16 protein-coding genes and 1 pseudogene are annotated in these 19,768 nt (G+C 31.7%); 8 read left to right on the forward strand and 9 right to left on the reverse strand.

Features of this window, described 5'->3' with window-relative positions; all coding sequences use genetic code 11:
• Nucleotides 1-68 precede the first annotated feature (68 nt).
• A pseudogene (locus Q0870_RS11115) lies at nucleotides 69-281 on the reverse strand (amidohydrolase family protein); the annotation flags it as partial.
• Between the two features lie 383 nt (nucleotides 282-664).
• Between Q0870_RS11115 and Q0870_RS11120 the strand changes: the two are divergent.
• Nucleotides 665-1,240, forward strand: a complete 576-nt coding sequence (locus Q0870_RS11120; protein WP_298555548.1) for a Crp/Fnr family transcriptional regulator — start codon at nucleotides 665-667, stop codon at nucleotides 1,238-1,240.
• Between the two features lie 222 nt (nucleotides 1,241-1,462).
• Here Q0870_RS11120 and fumC read toward each other — a convergent pair whose 3' ends face one another.
• A complete protein-coding gene (gene fumC / locus Q0870_RS11125; protein WP_298555549.1) occupies nucleotides 1,463-2,860 on the reverse strand; it encodes a class II fumarate hydratase in 1,398 nt (465 codons plus the stop codon).
• A gap of 179 nt (nucleotides 2,861-3,039) precedes the next feature.
• Between fumC and Q0870_RS11130 the strand changes: the two genes are divergently transcribed.
• Together Q0870_RS11130 and Q0870_RS11135 are read left to right on the forward strand one after the other, a co-directional pair.
• Nucleotides 3,040-3,681, forward strand: coding sequence for a peroxiredoxin (locus Q0870_RS11130; protein WP_298555550.1), 642 nt, complete (start codon nucleotides 3,040-3,042; stop codon nucleotides 3,679-3,681).
• Nucleotides 3,682-3,774: 93 nt separating this feature from the next.
• Complete coding sequence (locus Q0870_RS11135; RefSeq protein ID WP_298555551.1) at nucleotides 3,775-3,951, forward strand: hypothetical protein; 177 nt, start codon at nucleotides 3,775-3,777, stop codon at nucleotides 3,949-3,951.
• Between the two features lie 81 nt (nucleotides 3,952-4,032).
• Here the strand turns inward: Q0870_RS11135 and Q0870_RS11140 are convergent, their stop codons facing one another.
• The 5 genes from Q0870_RS11140 to Q0870_RS11160 all read right to left on the reverse strand — a co-directional run bounded on the left by Q0870_RS11140 (nucleotide 4,033) and on the right by Q0870_RS11160 (nucleotide 10,595).
• Nucleotides 4,033-6,456, reverse strand: coding sequence for a TonB-dependent receptor (locus Q0870_RS11140; protein WP_298555552.1), 2,424 nt, complete (start codon nucleotides 6,454-6,456; stop codon nucleotides 4,033-4,035).
• A gap of 86 nt (nucleotides 6,457-6,542) precedes the next feature.
• Nucleotides 6,543-6,884 (reverse strand): arsenate reductase (glutaredoxin), encoded by a 342-nt coding sequence (gene arsC / locus Q0870_RS11145; RefSeq protein WP_298555553.1) that lies wholly within the window; start codon nucleotides 6,882-6,884, stop codon nucleotides 6,543-6,545.
• Nucleotides 6,884-7,501, reverse strand: a complete 618-nt coding sequence (locus Q0870_RS11150; RefSeq protein ID WP_298555554.1) for an HAD family phosphatase — start codon at nucleotides 7,499-7,501, stop codon at nucleotides 6,884-6,886. The genes arsC and Q0870_RS11150 overlap by 1 nt, the downstream gene beginning before the upstream one ends.
• A protein-coding gene (gene prfB / locus Q0870_RS11155; RefSeq protein ID WP_298555555.1) for a peptide chain release factor 2 occupies nucleotides 7,498-8,608 on the reverse strand; the annotation gives its coding sequence in 2 pieces (ribosomal slippage) (nucleotides 7,498-8,544 and nucleotides 8,546-8,608; 1,110 coding nt in all). Before prfB ends, Q0870_RS11150 begins: the two co-directional genes overlap by 4 nt.
• A 187-nt stretch (nucleotides 8,609-8,795) precedes the next feature.
• Entirely contained in the window at nucleotides 8,796-10,595 is a 1,800-nt protein-coding gene (locus tag Q0870_RS11160; protein WP_298555556.1) for a hypothetical protein, read from the reverse strand.
• A 248-nt stretch (nucleotides 10,596-10,843) separates the two neighbouring features.
• On the opposite strand from Q0870_RS11160, the gene Q0870_RS11165 reads away from it, so the two are divergent.
• Together Q0870_RS11165 and Q0870_RS11170 are read left to right on the forward strand one after the other, a co-directional pair.
• Nucleotides 10,844-11,860 carry a GntG family PLP-dependent aldolase gene (locus Q0870_RS11165; RefSeq protein WP_298555557.1) on the forward strand — a complete coding sequence of 339 codons (1,017 nt, stop codon included), beginning with the start codon at nucleotides 10,844-10,846 and terminating at the stop codon, nucleotides 11,858-11,860.
• 26 nt (nucleotides 11,861-11,886) lie between these two features.
• Complete coding sequence (locus tag Q0870_RS11170; protein WP_298555558.1) at nucleotides 11,887-13,020, forward strand: ATP-grasp domain-containing protein; 1,134 nt, start codon at nucleotides 11,887-11,889, stop codon at nucleotides 13,018-13,020.
• A 125-nt stretch (nucleotides 13,021-13,145) separates the two neighbouring features.
• Here the strand turns inward: Q0870_RS11170 and Q0870_RS11175 are convergent, their stop codons facing one another.
• Complete coding sequence (locus tag Q0870_RS11175) at nucleotides 13,146-14,378, reverse strand: hypothetical protein (protein WP_298555559.1); 1,233 nt, start codon at nucleotides 14,376-14,378, stop codon at nucleotides 13,146-13,148.
• A gap of 267 nt (nucleotides 14,379-14,645) precedes the next feature.
• Nucleotides 14,646-14,969 (reverse strand): YbaB/EbfC family nucleoid-associated protein, encoded by a 324-nt coding sequence (locus Q0870_RS11180; protein WP_298555560.1) that lies wholly within the window; start codon nucleotides 14,967-14,969, stop codon nucleotides 14,646-14,648.
• Between the two features lie 88 nt (nucleotides 14,970-15,057).
• On the opposite strand from Q0870_RS11180, the gene Q0870_RS11185 reads away from it, so the two are divergent.
• From Q0870_RS11185 to Q0870_RS11195, 3 genes are all read left to right on the forward strand, one after another.
• Complete coding sequence (locus Q0870_RS11185) at nucleotides 15,058-17,118, forward strand: S9 family peptidase (RefSeq protein ID WP_298555561.1); 2,061 nt, start codon at nucleotides 15,058-15,060, stop codon at nucleotides 17,116-17,118.
• Nucleotides 17,119-17,195: 77 nt separating this feature from the next.
• Nucleotides 17,196-18,236 (forward strand): pyridoxal-phosphate dependent enzyme, encoded by a 1,041-nt coding sequence (locus Q0870_RS11190; RefSeq protein ID WP_298555562.1) that lies wholly within the window; start codon nucleotides 17,196-17,198, stop codon nucleotides 18,234-18,236.
• Nucleotides 18,237-18,483: 247 nt separating this feature from the next.
• On the forward strand, nucleotides 18,484-19,743 hold the full coding sequence (locus tag Q0870_RS11195) for an aminotransferase class I/II-fold pyridoxal phosphate-dependent enzyme (protein ID WP_298555563.1): 1,260 nt from the start codon (nucleotides 18,484-18,486) through the stop codon (nucleotides 19,741-19,743).
• Nucleotides 19,744-19,768 lie beyond the last annotated feature (25 nt).

Here is a 19,768-nt window from a genome sequence, read left to right on the forward strand (position 1 = left end):
AATCATATGATTGTTCAGTTTTAATTAATAAATTTAATCCTTTAATAATCTGTATCGACTATTTAGGACTAGACAATGTGTCCATTAATTACAACCGTATCGATATTATTTTCTCCGAATGAATATGGTAAATAATTATAACTTGGAACAGGTTTTGTAATTATAAAATTAGCTTTTTTGCCTTTTGTAATACTACCGTATTCTTTTTCAATCCCCATGGCATAAGCACCATTTAAGGTCGCAGCGTTAATAGCTTCTTCTGGTGCCATTTTCATTTTAATCTAAAGAATTCCTCGTCAGCTTGCTGCGGGGTCATTCATTAGTTGGCAAATTTTTCATGTCTTTACCTGAAATCTTTAATGTATTTTAATCTCTTACTTGAAGAAGTTCTTTGATGTTGATTATAATAATGGACATGTAATGTATTTATTAGTAAAACTATGAATTTTTTATAGATAATATGTAGTTAGTTTCTTTATTATCTACAAGTTAACAAATTTATTAGCTAATTATAGAGAAAGTAATTAGTTGCCTTTAAAAAAGGTTAAGTTTGTTTGTAATTATATATTATTAACTATTTGAAAAAGTTTTTACCAACCTGCTTTTTCAAGCGCGGACATATATGTATTAAGCATTTATGACTGTGTTAAATAAGGTAAATAGTATGAACCCTAACTTAGTATTTCTAAACTCGTTTTTAGATGTTTCTGAAGAAACTTTCTTAAAACTCGAGAAAATTGCCACGTACAGGAAACTTAAACAAGGCGAGCTTATAGCTAGACCTGGTGAAGTTCCCAGTAAGATATATATGATTGTCTCTGGAATGATGAGAGCATATTGGAGTTCTGAAAACGGAAAAGAGTTTAATAAAAGCTTTTTTATGCCTTTCAGTTTTGCTGGAGGGCTATCTGCATTAATACAAAGCCAACCTTCAAAATTAACCTATGAAGCACTAACTGAATGCAATGTTTATGAGGCTAATTTTAGTGACATTGTGGAGCTGCGAAAGAATGATATAAACATTGGTAATTTGTATAGTAGAATTCTAGAGCATGTTTATATTAAATATGAAGAACGCCAATTAGAATTAATTTCTATGGATGCTAAGGACCGTTATTTATCCCTTTTGAAGAGAATACCAAATATTGAAGAGCTAATTCCTCAGTATCAAATTGCATCATATTTAAGCATAACTGCTGTACAATTAAGCAGAATTAGAAGAAAGATAAAAAAAGAATAGAAAAGAGGTTGACAATATTTTTTTAAGTTTATCAAATTCGAAAAAAATATTTCTTAAATTTTTTGCAGGTTTAACAAATGTTAATTTTAGAAAGATTTGTTAGTTATATATTTGACCGATTTCCTTTAGGATTGCAATTTACAAAGGATTGATAGCTAACCAACCAAAAAGACAGGTAAATTATTTACCTGTCTTTTTCTATATAAATATGTTTTAAAGGGATTATTTAAGGCTTCCAACCATGTTTTCAGGCTTTACCCAAGCATCGTAATCTTCAGCTGTTACATATCCCAGATTAATAGCTTCCTCTTTTAAGGTTGTACCATTTTTATGAGCTGTATTTGCTATTTCTGCAGCTTTATAATATCCTATTTTAGTATTTAAAGCAGTTACAAGCATTAATGAATTGTTTAGTAAAGTTGTAATTACCTCTTGGTTAGGTTCTATTCCAACTGCACAATTTTCCTCAAAACTACTACAAGCGTCTCCAATTAATTGTGCAGACTGTAATACATTAGCAGCCATAACAGGTTTAAATACGTTTAACTCATAATGTCCTTGCATCCCACCAACCGAAACGGCTACGTCATTACCCATAACTTGAGCACAAACCATTGTTAAGGCTTCGCACTGTGTTGGGTTTACTTTTCCTGGCATAATGGAACTTCCTGGTTCATTAGCTGGGATAATTATTTCTCCAATACCAGAACGAGGCCCAGAAGCCATCATCCTAATGTCATTAGCAATTTTGTTTAATGATACAGCCAATTGCTTTAAAGCTCCATGAGTTTCGACTAAAGCATCATGAGCTGCTAAAGCTTCAAATTTATTGGGTGCAGTTACAAATGGTAAACCTGTAAATTCAGCAATATATTCAGCAACAAGTTTACTATATCCTTTTGGCGTGTTTAATCCAGTTCCAACAGCTGTTCCACCAAGAGCTAATTCACTTAAATGTGATAAAGTGTTTTCTAATGCTTTTACGCCATAATCTAACTGCGCTACATACCCAGATAATTCTTGACCTAAAGTAAGCGGGGTAGCATCCATTAGGTGTGTTCTACCAATTTTAACTACATTTTTAAATGCCTTTGATTTTTCATTTAGTGTATTACGTAATTGTTTAACGCCCGGAATTGTTGTTTCTACTATTTTCTTATAAGCGGCAATATGCATGCCTGTTGGAAACGTATCATTTGAAGATTGCGATTTATTTACATCATCATTAGGCTGAATTGTTTTCTCTCCTTCACCAATAACCTTTCCTGCTATTTGGTGTGCTCTGTTAGCAATAACTTCATTCACATTCATGTTACTTTGAGTTCCAGAACCTGTTTGCCAAATAACCAATGGAAATTGATCATCATGTTTACCAGCTAAGATTTCTTCACAGACTTTTGCTATTAAATCTCGTTTTTCAATAGCTAAAACCCCCAATTCACAATTTGTAAATGCAGCTGCTTTTTTCAAGTACGCAAACCCATAAACTATTTCGAGAGGCATAGAGGCTGAAGGTCCAATTTTAAAGTTGTTTCTTGAACGCTCAGTTTGCGCCCCCCAAAGTTTATCAGCAGGTACTTTTACCTCCCCCATAGTATCTTTTTCTATTCTGTAGCTCATCTTAAAAATGCTTAAATTATTAAGCTGCTAAGATAATCCATTTATGGTGTTTTTAAAGATGACTTTTGATAGTTTTTGTTACTTATTTTTAACATATAAATAACTAATAAAATGACTTTTAAAAAATAAAAATCTATTAATTTAGTAGGATTAAAACTTCAATTAAATATCAAAATATTATGGCAACAATTAGATTAGGAGACGAAGCACCAAATTTTACAGCGCAAACATCAGAAGGTGAAATTAATTTTCATGATTGGTTAGGTGATGGTTGGGGAATTTTATTTTCACACCCAGCAGATTATACACCGGTTTGTACAACAGAGTTAGGTACTGTAGCAAAATATACTACAGAATTTAATAAACGTAACGTAAAGGTTGTTGCACTTAGTGTTGATGGCTTAGATTCGCATAAAGGTTGGATAAAAGACATTAACGAAACTCAAAAAACAACAGTTAATTTTCCTATAATTGCTGATGAAGACAGAAAAGTTTCAGAACTTTATGATATGATTCACCCAAATGCCGATAGTAAACTAACGGTTCGTTCTGTTTTTGTTATTGGTAATGATAAAAAAGTAAAGTTAATTATAACTTATCCAGCGTCGACAGGTAGAAATTTTGATGAATTGTTACGTGTTATAGATTCTCTGCAATTAACTGCTTATCATAAAGTTGCTACTCCAGCAAACTGGAAACATGGAGAAGATGTAGTTATAAGTCCTGCAATTACAACTGAGGATGCAAGAGGAATATTTACAAAAGGGGTTGATGAGATTAAGCCATATTTGCGCATGACACCACAGCCCAATTTAGATTAGTTAAAAACTCTGTTAATAATTTTTTACTTGATATTGTATAAGAAATCTCTTTGTACTATCTTTGTAAAGTATTTATAAAAGACAATTACATTTATGTTTGATTTTGACCAGTATTTAGGCTTTTTAGCATTTTTAAGCATTTTAACCTTAGGGTTTTGGTTAATGATTTTTTTATTAACTTTTGTTATTCCTTATTGGATAGGAGGATTTTTGATAGAAAGATTTAATGAAATGAGAGAAGAAAGAAAAGCTAAGCGTCAACAAGCTTAAAAAAAATATAAATCATAAAAAAACGGGAAGTAAGTCTTACTTCCCGTTTTTTTATGTCTTGTTTTTCTATTCACTTCTAATTTACATTTCCATTCCACCACCGTCAAATCCACCTTGACGTTCTCTTTTTTTCTTTTGGTTGAATCTGTATGTAAATGATAGGTTAAAAGTACGACCACCTCTAAACTGAGCTTCTAAATTTGTTGTAAAAGTATCAGTAGTAATATGGTTTATAAAGACTCTACTATTAAATACATCCCTGATGTTAAAGGCTATAGAAGCTTTTTCTTTAAACAAATCTTTGCTAAATGCTGTGCTTATTGAGGCTCTTCCTTTTCTATCATTTTGTGCATCTTTACTGGGGCCTCTATAATTCATGTTTGTTTGCCAATCAATTTCATAAGGCAAAGTTAGTTTATTGGTAAAACGGGCAGACCATGTTAAATTATTTGATGCTAAGTCTATACCTTCAAAACTACCAGCCCTCTCTAACTTAAATAAATTAAAATCTGCATTAACTCGCCATTTTTTACCTGGACTATAATTTAGATTAAACTCAAAACCATATCTATTATCGGTTGCTAAATTTATAGGACCTCTTTCAATAACTGGAAAATTTTCACCATCAATAGTAACCGTCTCGCCCGTTTTTCTGCTTACAAATGTCATAACGTTATTGGAATGTTCATAATACACAGCAGAACTTAAAGTGAATTTCCCAAATCTATTTAAATAGCCAACTTCATATTTACTACTAAATGTTGGGTCTAAGTCTGGATTACCTTGAAATACATTAGTTAAACTTGACCTAGAAGGAAATGGATTCATCATAAACCCACGTGGACGTCTTAGTCTTCGGTTAAAACCAAGCATAATACTTTCATTATCACTTATTTCGTAGTTTAAATTTACTGTTGGAAAATAACCTGTTAACCCTTTTCTTTTAAAATCACCACTTGTTGGTTGGTTTAATGTGGTACGAGTATCTTCCATTCTTAATCCTAGTAAATAAGAAAAATTGTCAATTTTACTACCAAACTGTATATATGCGGCAGTAATGTGCTGTCTAAAATTAAGAACATTAGAAAGATTAGTGTTTAATTCAAATTGATTTGAGGTGTCATCATCAAGTAATAAAACTTCATAATTTGTAGTTGTATCCTTGAAATTGCCACGATATCCTATTTCAATTTGACTCATATCTCCAATAGGTACAACATAATCAGTCTGTAATAAAATATCTGTTTGATCTTCTAAAGTGTTAACAATATCAGTATCAATACCGTTAACATTAATTAATGAATTTTTATTTTCATTTGACGCTTCATATTGAAAATCGAAAGTAAACTGATGGTTACTTTTTTTAAAATCTTTTGTGAAGTTTAAAGAATACTGAATGGTTTTATTATCTTCTTTTTCTGGGTCTAATCGAATATTTTGGCTAGTAAATCCTGTTGTTTTGTCTAACTGAATGAGTTTGTTAACAGAGTTTCTTTCATTATCATTATTTTTATAAACAAGGGCAGAGGTAAGCGAAGCAGATTTATTAATGTACCATTCAAAACCAACGTTTGTTGTTAGTCCTTTTCCTGTGTCTGTCCAATCCCTTTTTTCATCTAAATCTGGAGTGTTAATATCAAAATATTTTACATCATTATACCAGCGCCCTATACTTTCCCTGTAACCATAAGATGAGGTGTTGAAAAAATTAAGATTGCCCGTTCTATAATTTATATTGCCAGAAATACCAGCGGCATCAGGATGACCAACATTTGATGTAATAGAACCATTTAGTCCTTGTAATTTACTTCTGCGTAAAATAATATTTAATATTCCTGCTGTACCTTCAGCTTCATACCTTGCAGAAGGTGAGGTGATTACTTCTACTTTTTCAATGGCTTCTGCTGGTAATTGTTTTAATGCTTCAGTGGAATTAAGACCTACTAAGCCAGATGGTTTTCCATTAATAAGAATGCGTACGTTGTCGTTACCTCTTAAGGCAACATTACCTTCAGCATCTACTGAAACGGATGGTACATTATCTAAAACATCACTTACATTTCCACCGCTAACTGTAAGGTCTTTACCAACATTATATATTTTTTTATCGAGCTTGATTTCTACAGTGGTACGCTCTGCAATGATTTCTACTTCTTCTAGTGACTCTGCATCTATTTCAAGGAAAAAAGTACCAATATCTTCTGATTTAGGCATTTTTCTATTATGAATTGTAATGGTTTTGAAAGACATATATTCAATAGTAATGTCATATATACCAGAAATAATGGGGATGCTAAAATTTCCTTCTAAGTCAGTTATGCCACCGGTAATAATTTTGTTTTGGCGCTTATTAAAAAAAGCAATGGTAGCGTATTCCAAAGGGGTTTGAGTCTCTTTATCAATAACTTTGCCTGAAATTATAATCTCTTTTTTTTCTAATTTTTGACTAAAACCAAAAATTATAAACAAACTAAAAACAACCGTTAAAACTAAAGATTTACTCATTAAAACTGATTTGGTAATTTGACCACAAATTTAGAGTATGGTTTAATTAGAGAAGGTTAAAATACTGTTAACAGAAATACGGAATTTTAAATGATATCAAGTATCAATTCAGGAGGTCTGCCAATTACAGCTTTATTACCATTAATTATTATAGGACGTTCTATAAGTTTTGGGTTTTCAACCATAGCCTTTATAATTTCCGTATCACTTAAATCTTTGTTTTTGTAGTTTTCTTTCCAAATAGCTTCATTCTTTCTAACTAGCTTAATGGGGTTTATTCCTAAAAGCTTTATAATGTCTTTAAGTTCTTTAACTGAAAGCGTATTGTCAAGATATTTAACAACTTCAAAATTTTTACCCGATTTCTCCAATATTTCTAAACCGCAACGCGATTTGCTACATCGATTATTATGATATATTTTAATCATTATAAATTAATATTATATATTTTTAATTGTTTAATGAGTTGTTCTGGTGATTTAAAATGAATGCCATTTATTCCTAAATTATTGGCGGCTTTAATGTTTCTTAAGTTATCATCAATAAAAATTGAATTCTCGGCTTTTATATTGAATCGTTTTAGCGTTAGATGATATATTTCATCAAATGGTTTTCTGGTTTTTTCTTCACCTGAAACTATAATGCCTTCAAACCATTGTAAAAAGTCAAAACGGTTTATAGCAATAGGAAAAGTTTCTGCACTCCAATTTGTTAAGGCTACAACTTTGTAGTCATTAGATTTAATAAATGTATCTAAAATTTTTACAGTACCATCAATGGCTTCGCCTAGCATTTCAACCCATCTGCCATAAAACATGCGAATATGTTTTTCGTATTCAGGAAAAAGAGCAACACGCTCTTCGGTAGCTTTTTCCATGGAGTAACCTGCATCTTGATTTTCATTCCAATCATTTGTGCAAATATTATCAAAAAACCATTGCATTTTTTCTCGATTGCCATTAAACTCATCCAAAAAAACGTATTCAGGATTCCAATCGATTAAAACACCTCCAAGGTCAAATATTATTGTGTCTATTTTGTTCATAGTTGATTATCATCTTCTACTTGTTGCCCTATGGCCATTAAATAAGATTTTAAAAATTCGTCAATATTTCCATCCATCACTGCATCTATATTACCAGTTTCATGTGCAGTTCTGACATCTTTTACTAGTTTATATGGATGCATCACATAGTTTCTAATCTGGCTTCCCCATTCAATTTTCATTTTTCCAGCTTCAATATCCTCACGTTGTGATAACTGTTTTTGAAGCTCAATTTCATATAACTGAGATTTTAGCATTTGCATAGCTCTGGATCTATTATCGTGTTGAGAACGGGTTTCTGAACATGAAATTTGAATTCCTGTAGGTTTGTGTGTTAATTGAACCTTAGTTTCAACTTTATTTACGTTTTGCCCACCAGCACCGCTTGAACGTGCAGTAGTAATTTCGATATCTGCTGGATTTATTTCAATTTCTATAGTATCATCCACAAGTGGGTAAACATAAACGGAAGCAAAACTTGTATGACGTTTTGCATTGCTATCAAATGGTGAAATACGGACTAATCTGTGAACGCCATTTTCACCTTTTAGCCAACCAAAAGAAAAATCGCCTTCAATTTCTAAGGTTACCGTTTTAATTCCTGCTACATCACCTTCCTGAAAATTTAGTTCTTTAACTTTAAAGCCATTTCTTTCGGCGTACATTAGATACATGCGCATTAACATGCTTGCCCAATCGCAACTCTCAGTCCCTCCAGCGCCTGCAGTAATTTGTAAAACGGCGCTTAAACTATCGCCTTCTTCAGAAAGCATGTTTCTAAATTCAATATCTTCAAGTAGCGTAGATGCTTTATTGTATCTATTTTCAACATCTTCTAGTGTAGCTTCCTCTTCTTTAAAAAACTCATAGATAACCTCTAGGTCTTCAATAAGTGTTTTTAAATCTTTGTAGTCTTGAACCCATTTTTTCTTAACTCGAAGTGATTTCATAACGACTTCGGCAGTTTTAGGGTCGTTCCAGAAAGTAGGAGAGAAGGTTTGCTCTTCTTCGTTTTGTATTTCTATAAGTTTAGCATCTATGTCAAAGATAGTGCCTAAGCTTGTCGAGGCGGGTATTTAGATCTTTAATTTGATCTGATGTTATCATAATTGTAATTTCTTTTAAACAAAAATAGAATTAAATTTTCAAAAGAATAGGAAGTTTTGGATAATTAGAATAAATTAAAAGTTTAATACTGCTATATTGTAATGCTTAATTAATTTTGTCTAGGATTATTTAAATAAAAAAGCCTAAAAAATATTTTTTAGGCTTTTTTATGATTTTTACAACTATTCTAATGACCATCACTTTCGTTTGGACATAATTCACCATTATTTCGACTTGCACCGCGAATAACTTCAAAATCACCAACTATATACCCAGGTACAACATTAGGATCTGAGCAGCTCGTATGAATTTTTGCAGACTCAGAACCACCAATGTAAATCTTAATTTCGGTTCCCAAAGTTCCGTGCTTGTCATTTCCTACTAGTTCAATTATTCCTCCATTATCTAGATTTCCTTCAAACAAAACAGTGCCTTCTTTATCTTTGCCCTTACCTTTTGTTTTTACAATAATTAAATCATTATCACCAGTATATACTAAATCTAACTCGGTTAATTTACCATCGCAATCACAGTCAGTATCATCATCATCATCATCATCATCATCATCGCTGTAGTTTGTATTGCATAATTCGCCGCCTTCTCGACTCTTACCACTAATAACTATATAATCACCAAAAGTAGCACTTGGGCCAATAGGTACAGAACAGCTAGTGTGAATTTTTTGATCTAAACTCCCGTTAACATAAATAGAAATTTCTGTACCTAAAGTACCTTTGTCATCATTGCCAATAAAACTAAATGTTTCACCAGGGTTTACAGTACCTTCAAATACAATGGCGCCTTCTTTATTCTTACCTTTTCCTTTTGTTTTAACAACAATATCGGCTATTATACCACCATCGTATTGCAGCTCTAACTCGGTAACTTTACCTTCACATTCACTACAATCACTATCATCATTTGGAGGAGTATCAACAGGGCATAAGTTACCACCTTCTCGACTTGTTCCACTTACAACTTTAAAATCGCCACTAATTAAACCAGGGCCAATAGGTTTCGAACAACTAGTATGAATTTTTGTGTTTTCATTACCATCTACATAAATTTTAATTTCTGTACCTAGTGTTCCTTTTTTATCATTACCAATAAAACTAAAAGTTTCGCCTGGAGCAACGTTTCCTTCAAAAACTATTTTACTGCCACCTTCTCCTTCTTTTTTAGTTTTCACAATTATGTTAGCAGGTTGGCTACCATTATATTGTAGCTCCAATTCTGTAACTTTACCTTCACATTCAAAACATTCTTCTTCTATTTCTTTTTCAGGAACATCAACAAAAATAATAATAGCTTGTTTTCCAGCAGGATTAAGAATAACACCAACTTTTTCACCACAGCCTGGTACAAAATCTTGACCATTAGCTATTGCTGCATCAACAATTTCTTGAGCTTTAGCAATGTTGTTATCGCTATCAGTATTCCAAGTACCAGTTGGACTAGTTAAGAAAGAACATGAAACACAAATTGAATCATCAACAAGTTTCCAAATAGCATATTGTACGTGTCCGAAAGTATAAGTTCCTCCACTAGGACTTGCTTTTCCAACAAAGTTTTGATTTTCAACCCAGTTTACTAAATCAAAGTTCTCAGGGAACTCAAATTCACCAGCAGGAAGTGTTTCATAACTAGAATATACAGCAAACTCTAACGTTTCTTCTTGATTTAAACTTAAATCTTGGTCTACACACCAAGCAGCTATGTCAGTACCAGCTAAGTCAGTATCCAAAATGTCCAAAGAAAAGTAAGCGTCAACTCCCGGTTTTGCAGTTGTTGTTGCAGTTACTGTATCTGGTAAACTTAACTCTAAAGCTTCTAAATCTGGAATACATCCTGATGACGAATTACTAGAAAGTGATTGAGAAAACGACAGATTTTCTTGTAAAGCATCTTCTTGAAAATCTAACGACTCGTTTTCGCAAGATAGAAATAGGAAACAAATCCCTATTACTGTTAAAATAATTTTTTTCATAATTTTAATTTTGGTTGATTAATAGCATTTAATGTATGTAATGTATAAAAATAATATATGCATAAAAAAATATTTCGGTAAATATTCTTTTAATCCGATTAATGGTTGGTTTTTAATTAGTTATGTTAAAAAAAAACCAATGAATCAAGAATTACTTACTAGCTTAAAATATATTTTAGTTAATGGATTTTCAATTTAGTTTAAATTGGTCATAATATATTTAATAGATTTATAGCTAAATTTATTTCATGACTATAGACTTAAGAAGTGATACCGTAACAAAACCTTCAAAAGGCATGTTGGATGCTATGATGCAAGCCAAAGTTGGTGACGATGTGTTTAGAGAAGATGAGACTATCAATAAATTGGAGGTAAAGGTGGCTAAAATGTTCGGTAAAGAACGGGCTTTGTTTTTTCCAAGCGGTACTATGGCTAACCAAACGGCTTTAAAATTGCATACGAAACCTGGTGATCAAGTAATTTGCGATAAATATGCGCATATATATAATTATGAGTCAGGAGGTGCATCTTTTAACAGTGGTATATCATGTAAGCTCATTGATGGAGTTAGGGGTATGTTTACAGCTAAACAAGTTGAGGAAGCTATAAATCCAGATGCTTATTATTATAGTAAAACGAGTTTAGTAGAAGTTGAAAATACCACCAATAAAGGTGGAGGTGCATGTTGGGATTTTGATGAGATAATTAAAATAAACGAAGTTTGTAAAAATAATAATTTAGGTTACCACTTAGATGGTGCGCGTATATGGAATGCTTTAGTAGCTAAAAATGAAACTGCTATGCAATATGGAAACTTGTTTGATACAATATCTGTATGTTTTAGTAAAGGTTTAGGTTGTCCAGTCGGATCTATTTTAGTCGGTAATTCTGAAATTATGAATGATGCGATAAGAATAAGAAAAATATTTGGTGGTAATATGAGACAAGCAGGTTATTTAGCCGCTGCAGGATTGTATGCATTACAGTATAACCTTGATAGATTAAAAGAAGACCACAAAAGGGCAAAAGAAATTGGAGAAAAATTAACTAATTTATCTGTTATTAAGCATGTTGAACCTATTGAAACCAATATTGTAATTTTTGAGCTTATTGATGACGTTGATGAGAAACTATTTGTAAAACAGTTAGCGGATAAAAATATACATATCATTAGTATGGGAGGTAGAAAGCTTAGAATGGTAACCCATTTGGATTATACAGATGCCATGCATAATAAACTAATAGAAGTTATAAATTTAATATAATAAGCAATTTGAAAAGCTTTGAGTAGATGGAAATAGATAATAATATAGGAAAAATTTCAGTATTAATACCAGATGGAGAAATTCATGTTTTAATGTACATTGTAAATTGTTTATCTCTTAAAAAAGATGTAAAAATTTATGTTATGTCTACTAAGAAAAATGGTTATATGAAATATTCTAGATTTATAGAGAAGTATATCTATTATCCAGAAACAACTGAAGATGAGTGGTTAGAAAATATTAAATATGAAGTGGAAAAGCATAATATAAATCTTGTTTTGCCTATATACGAAACAGGGATTAGAACTATTGTTAAAAACAAGCACAAATTAAAATATGCTAACAAAATATGTGATTTACCAAGTATAGAGAATCTTAATTCTGCTGGAAGCAAAGGCTTATTATATTTACATTTAATAGAACATAACATTCCATGTCCAAAAAGTTTAATTGTTAAACCAAATAACTTTCCTGAAGTTGAGAACTTTGATTTTCCAATGTTAATTAAACCAGTTGATGGTGGTGGTGGTGGATTAGGAATAAGTATAGTAGAAAATAAAGAAGACATTATTGAGTATTACCAAACCAACAACTTTAGTTGCGATACAATAGTTCAAGAATTTATTGAAGGTTATGATTTATGTTGTAATGTATTGTGCAAAGATGGAAATATAATAGCTTATTCCATTCAAAAAGGAACTGTTTTTAGAGATGGTATATTGACCCCGCAAATTGGTTTTGATTTTATTGAAAACGAAGAGTTGATTGAGAATACAAAAAAGCTTATGGAAAGCTTGAATTGGTCTGGAGTAGCCAATATTGATTGGAGGTATGATGAGAAAAGTAAAGTTTTTAAAGTTATTGAAATAAATACTAGATTTTGGTTAGGTACAGATGCTCCATCGATTGCAGGTGTAAACTTTCCGTATTTGTATATTCTCTCAACTTTGGGTAATAAAATAGAATTACAAAAAACAGAATCTATTTCGTATTTGAGTTTAGAGGGTTTGGTTAAGAACTTTAAAAGAAATCCATTTTTTCTTTTTAGATTTAATTACATATACAAGCATTCTCCAATTCGTTTTATAGTTAAGAATCCTTTACCTATTTTATATAAAGCTTTGTCTATCCTTAAAAAGGAAGATAGAAAAGTTAATTAAAGAGCATTTCTTCTTTAGTTTCTGATAATCCATTTGTCAAAATAGTTTAAATCAATTTTGTGCATAAAAAAAGAGGCATTTTTAAATGCCTCTTTTTAAATATTTTAATGTGTTTGTTACATTAATTAATATCCGTATCTACAGCTGTTATAGTATTTACAACTCCAGTGTCTGTAACACTTGTTGTAATCTGGCTTAACATACTCACAAAGTTCACCTCCGTTGCTGCTTTCACCGCTAATTACATTAAATACACCTTTTGTATAACCAGGGCCTATTTTAACATCACAATCAGTTTCAATTTTAGTATAGTAGCATCCGTTAATATAGATGTAGATATACTTACCAAATGTTCCGTTACTATTACCTCCAGAGATATTTATTTTCTCACCTGGTTGTACATTTCTGTTACAATAAATTCTTTTACCATAGCATGTGTTTTCATCTCTTTGTACGATGTCAATTTTCTTAGCACAACTCCAGTCAAATTCTAATTCTAATTTAGTAACTTTTCCTTCACAATCACTACATTCCTCTTCTTTTTCAGGAACATCAACAAAAATTATAATAGCTTGTTTTCCAGCAGGGTTAAGAATAACACCAACTTTTTCGCCACACCCTGGAACAAAATCTTGACCATTCGCGACTGCAGCATCAACAATTTCTTGAGCTTTAGCAATGTTGTTAGCGCTATCAGTATTCCAAGTACCAGTTGGACTAGTTAAGAAAGAACATGAAACACAAATTGAATCATCAACAAGTTTCCAAATAGCATATTGTACATGTCCAAAAGTATAAGTTCCTCCACTAGGACTTACTTTTCCAACAAAGTTTTGATTTTCAACCCAGTTTACTAAATCAAAGTTCTCAGGGAACTCAAATTCACCATCAGGAAGTGTTTCATAACTAGAATATACAGCAAACTCTAGCGTTTCTTCTTGATTTAAACTTAAATCTTGGTCTACACACCAAGCAGCTATATCTGTACCAGCTAAGTCAGAGTCTAAAATATCTAAAGAAAAGTAAGCGTCAACTCCTGGCTTTGCAGTTGTTGTTGCAGTTACCGTATCTGGTAAACTTAATTCTAAAGCGTCTAAATCAGGAGTACAAGAAGGAGTTCCTTCTGCAGTCGAGTTACTTGATAAAGAAAATGAAAGCTCTGGAGCTGGCATTTCAGTTGTAAGGTCATTATTTAAAACGAATGTTTCATCTTCTTCTCCATCAGAAACTAAGATTTCATCTTCCATTGATAATTCATCTTCAACTATTGAAGAAGCTCCCTCTGTTAGTGTCTCATTCTGACACGAAGCAAATACTACAAGTACTGCTAGTAATAAAAGTTTGGTAATGTTTTTCATAATATTATATTAGTTTTTACAATTTACACATACAAATATATTGGATGGTATTATTGACTTTGGATTTTTTAGACTAAATGCCAAACTATTAGATTTATGAATTATTAATTGCATCTTGTCGGTTTTATTTACATTTCATAAGATAAATCTGTTTTGTTAATAGTATTCACATTCAATTTATTAAAGTATTTAACGGTAAAGGCGTGTGTTTTTAAAAATTAATCATTAAAATCACTTTATTATTGATAGTATATTAAAGACAGATTATTATTTAAATAAATCCATTCCAGGAATATTTGGCATGCCCTCTTTAGCAACGGCAGCTAATTCGGCTTCGTTAACTTTTGTGGCATTTTCAATTGCTCTATTTAACGTGATAATTAAGTAATCTGTAAGCTGCTCTTTATCAACAAGTAATTCGTCGTCAATTTCAATCGATTTGATAGTTCTATTAGCAGTTAAAGTAATTTTAAGTTTATCATCATTACTAGACTCATCAATTAAAACGGTATCCAAGCGTTTTTTAGTAGCTTCTACTTTTTTCTGGGTTTCCTTAAGTTTACCCATCATATTCATCATATCTCCAAACATAATTTTATAAATTAATTAATAATATTACAAAGCTATTTAATTTTTCTATTTTTGGAAGCTTAAACTCTTAAGAATAAAATCTTCTTCATTGAAAAAAGTAAATCAGTTTCCAATAGCAAAAAAAATACCTCAAGAACTCTCAATTCATAATGAAACACGAATTGATAATTATTATTGGTTAAACAATAAGGAAGATCAGGATGTAATAGATTATTTAAATTTAGAGAATGTTTATGCTAAACAAATGATGCAACATACTGAAGATTTTCAGAAGCATTTATTTGAGGAAATGAAAGGTAGAATTAAAGAGGATGATACTTCTGTACCTTATAAGTTAAATGGCTATTGGTACCTTACTAAGTATGAAGCGGGGCAAGATTATCCTATTTATATACGTAAAAAAGAAACATTAGAAGCTGAGGAGGAATTATTGTTTAACTGCAACGATATGGCAAGAGAGTATGCTTATTTCAATTTGGGAGGAATATCTATAAGTCCAGATAATACAATGGCTGCTTTTTCAACAGATACAGTAAGTAGAAGACAATATACTGTTCAAATTAAAAACTTGGTAACAGGCGAAATTTATTCAGATAAAATTTTAAATACAACAGGAAGTGCTACTTGGGGAAATGATAATAAGACCTTATTTTATGCAATGAAGGATGATGTGACCTTGCGTTCTCATAAAATATTTAAGCATAAATTGCATACTCAAAGCAAAACAGATATAGAGGTTTATCATGAAACAGATGAAACCTTTAATACATTTGTATACAAAACGAAATCAAAAAAATATATTGTAATTGGTTCTTCAAGCACACTATCCTCAGAATATCGCATTTTGAAAGCAGATACTCCAGATAATGAGTTTAAGGTCTTTCAAACACGTACAAAGGATTTAGAGTATAATATTGCCCATTATGGTGATAGTTTTTATATCATATCAAATATTGAAAACTCAACAAATTTTAAAGTTGTTAAAACCAGTGAAAATAATACCGAGAAAGAATATTGGAAAGATGTTATACCGCACAGAAAATCTGTATTAATTGAAGATATTGAAATTTTTAAAGCGTATTTGGTTATTAATGAACGCGAAAACGGATTAAATAAATTAAGAATTATAAGTTGGAATGGTGAAGAAGATTATTATTTACCATTTGAATCTGAAACCTACACAGCTTTTATAGGTAATAATCCAGATTTTGAAAGCGACTTACTACGTTATGGATATAATGCTTTAAACACTCCAGGGTCAGTAATTGATTATAACTTTAAAACAAAACAAAGCGAAATTAAGAAAGAACAGCAGGTTCTAGGAGGAAAGTTTAAAAAAGAAAACTACGAAACTAAGCGTATTTGGGCTACTGCTTCAGATGGAGTAAAGGTTCCTATGTCATTAGTTTATAAAAAAGACATTAAGTTAGATGGTACAAATCCAGTACTTCAATATGCTTATGGTTCTTATGGTTCAACTATTGACCCTTCGTTTTCAAGTATTCGTTTAAGTTTATTAGATAGAGGGTTTATTTATGCTATTTCACATATAAGAGGAGGGGAGTTTTTAGGACGCGAATGGTACGAAAATGGAAAACTTCTTACCAAAAAAAATACGTTTACAGATTTTATTGCTTGCTCAAAATATTTAATACAACAAAAATATACTTCAAATGAGCATTTATACGCCTATGGTGGTTCGGCAGGAGGATTGCTTATGGGGGCAATTATTAATTTGAACCCAGAGCTTTATAATGGAATTTTAGCCGCAGTTCCATTTGTTGATGTTGTAACTACAATGCTAGATGATACGATTCCTTTAACTACAGGAGAATATGATGAATGGGGGAACCCTAACGAATTAGAGTATTATAATTATATGAAATCATATTCCCCATATGATAACGTTGAGGCTAAAAATTACCCTAATATGCTTGTTACAACAGGGTTACATGATTCGCAAGTGCAGTATTGGGAACCAGCAAAATGGGTTGCGAAACTAAGAGCGTTAAAAACAGATTCAAATATATTATTGTTACATATTGATATGGATTCTGGTCATGGTGGTGCGTCTGGGCGTTTTGAAAGTTTAAAAGAGGTTGCCTTAGAATATGCATTTTTATTAGATCTAGAAGGTATTTGTTCATAATGAAAAAAAGTTTTATTTTTGTGCCGTTTAAACTGTCTTTGTGTTTAGTAAAAACAAGCAGTTTATAATAAGCTTATATGAAAAACAGAAATCAAGTATTTGATAATGTATTAGATTTAATAGGCAACACTCCGCTTGTTAAACTTAATAGAATAGCTTCTAAGTTTAAAGGTAACTTTTATGCAAAAGTAGAATCTTTTAACCCAGGACACTCCTCAAAAGACAGAATAGCACTTTACATTATAGAAGAAGCCGAAAGAAAAGGTATTCTTACTCCGGGTGATACCATTATAGAAACTACCTCAGGTAACACTGGGTTTAGTATAGCTATGGTAAGTATAATTAAAGGCTATGATTGCGTTTTAGCAGTAAGTTCTAAATCGTCTCCAGACAAAATAGACATGTTAAAAACAATGGGAGCTAAGGTTTATGTTTGTCCAGCTCACGTTAGTGCAGACGACCCAAGATCTTATTATGAAGTTGCTAAGCGATTACATAGCGAAATTAAGGGTTCGGTATACATTAATCAGTATTTTAACCAATTAAATATTGATGCGCATTACAAATCTACAGGGCCAGAAATTTGGAAACAAACAGAAGGTAAAATAACACATTTGTTAGCATGTAGCGGAACAGGTGGAACCATTTCTGGTACGGCTAGATATTTAAAGGAACAAAACCCTAATATAAATATTATAGGAGTTGATGCTTTTGGTTCTGTTATCAAGAAATACCATGAAACTAGAGAGTTTGATGAAAAAGAGATATATCCATACAGAATCGAAGGTTTAGGGAAAAACTTGATTCCAACAGCTACAGATTTTGATATCATAGATGAGTTTATCAAAGTAACAGATGAAGATAGTGCGCATACAGCTAGGTTAATTGCAAAAAAAGAAGGTATGTTTGTTGGTTATACATCTGGTGCTGTAACTCAGGCTTTATTGCAAATTGGAGAAGAAAATCGTTTTAAGAAAGATGATTATGTAGTTGTTATATTTCCTGATCATGGAGCAAGGTATATGAGTAAGGTTTATAGTGATAAATGGATGAATGATCAAGGTTTCTTTGATAGTATAAATGAAGCCGCTGCTCAAAACATACAATACATAAAATAACAAAAATAATATCTTGTAAAAAGAGGTGGAATTTTACTGCATTAGTAGAATTTCACCTCTTTTTATGTTTTGTTAATAATTGAGCCTTAAAAATTATGTTCAAACCAGATAAATATTTAATTTTGCATCAACTAGCTAACAGCTAAAGGCTTCTTTGTTTTTTAAGCTTTTAGTTGTTTAATTCCCTAAAAAAGTAATAGGCTAGTTGTAGTTATGGCTTAATTTTAATAGCAAGAAGATTTACTTAATGAAAGATTTATTCGAAAAAATTTATAAAGACAAAGGACCATTAGGTAAATGGGCTTCTCAAGCTGAAGGTTATTTTGTATTTCCTAAGTTAGAAGGAGAAATTTCAAATCGCATGAAGTTTCAAGGAAAAGAAGTTATTACTTGGAGTATTAATGATTATTTGGGGCTAGCAAATCATCCTGAAGTTCGTAAAGTAGATGCTGAAGCAGCTGCTCAATATGGTTCCGCCTATCCAATGGGGGCAAGAATGATGTCTGGTCATACCGATTTACATGAAAAACTTCAAAACGAATTAGCGTCTTTTGTTAGTAAAGAAGCTGCCTATCTTTTGAATTTTGGTTATCAAGGTATGGTGTCAACAATAGATGCTTTGGTGTCTAAAGAGGATATTATTGTTTATGATGTAGATGCCCACGCTTGTATAATAGATGGTGTGCGTTTACATATGGGAAAACGATTTACCTATAAGCATAATGATGTTGAAAGCTTAGAAAAGAATTTGGAACGTGCTACTAAAATGGCAGAACAAACCGGTGGAGGGATTCTTGTTATTTCTGAAGGCGTTTTTGGAATGCGAGGAGAACAAGGGCGTTTGAAAGAAATCGTAGCTCTAAAAGAGAAATTTAATTTCAGATTATTTGTTGATGATGCTCATGGTTTTGGAACTTTAGGCGCAACAGGAGCTGGGGCTGGTGAGGAGCAGGGGGTTCAAGATGATATAGATGTGTATTTTGCAACATTTGCTAAGTCATTAGCAAGTACTGGAGCTTTTATTGCTGGCGATCAAGAAATAATTGATTATCTAAAATATAATTTACGTTCTCAAATGTTTGCAAAATCTTTGCAAATGCAATTGGTTGTTGGAGCGCTTAAGCGTTTAGAAATGCTTAGAACAATGCCAGAATTAAAAGATAATCTTTGGAAAATTGTTAGAGCATTACAATCTGGTTTAAAAGCACGTGGGTTTGATATTGGAACTACTCAGAGTTGTGTTACACCAGTTTACTTAAAAGGCAGTATCCCTGAAGCCATGGCACTAGTGCGAGATTTGCGCGAAAATTATGGAATATTCTGTTCTATAGTTGTTTACCCTGTAATACCTAAAGGGTTAATTTTACTAAGAATGATTCCTACTGCAACGCATACTTTAGAAGATGTTTCTGAAACTTTAGATGCTTTTGATGCTATTAGAGAGCGTTTGGATAATGGTACATATAAGCGTTTATCTGCTGCAGTTATGGCTGCAATGGGAGAGTAAGTCTAATAAGAAAAAAATAAAAAAA

Source organism: uncultured Algibacter sp. (assembly GCF_947487575.1).
Taxonomy (GTDB): Bacteria; Bacteroidota; Bacteroidia; order Flavobacteriales; family Flavobacteriaceae; genus Algibacter_B.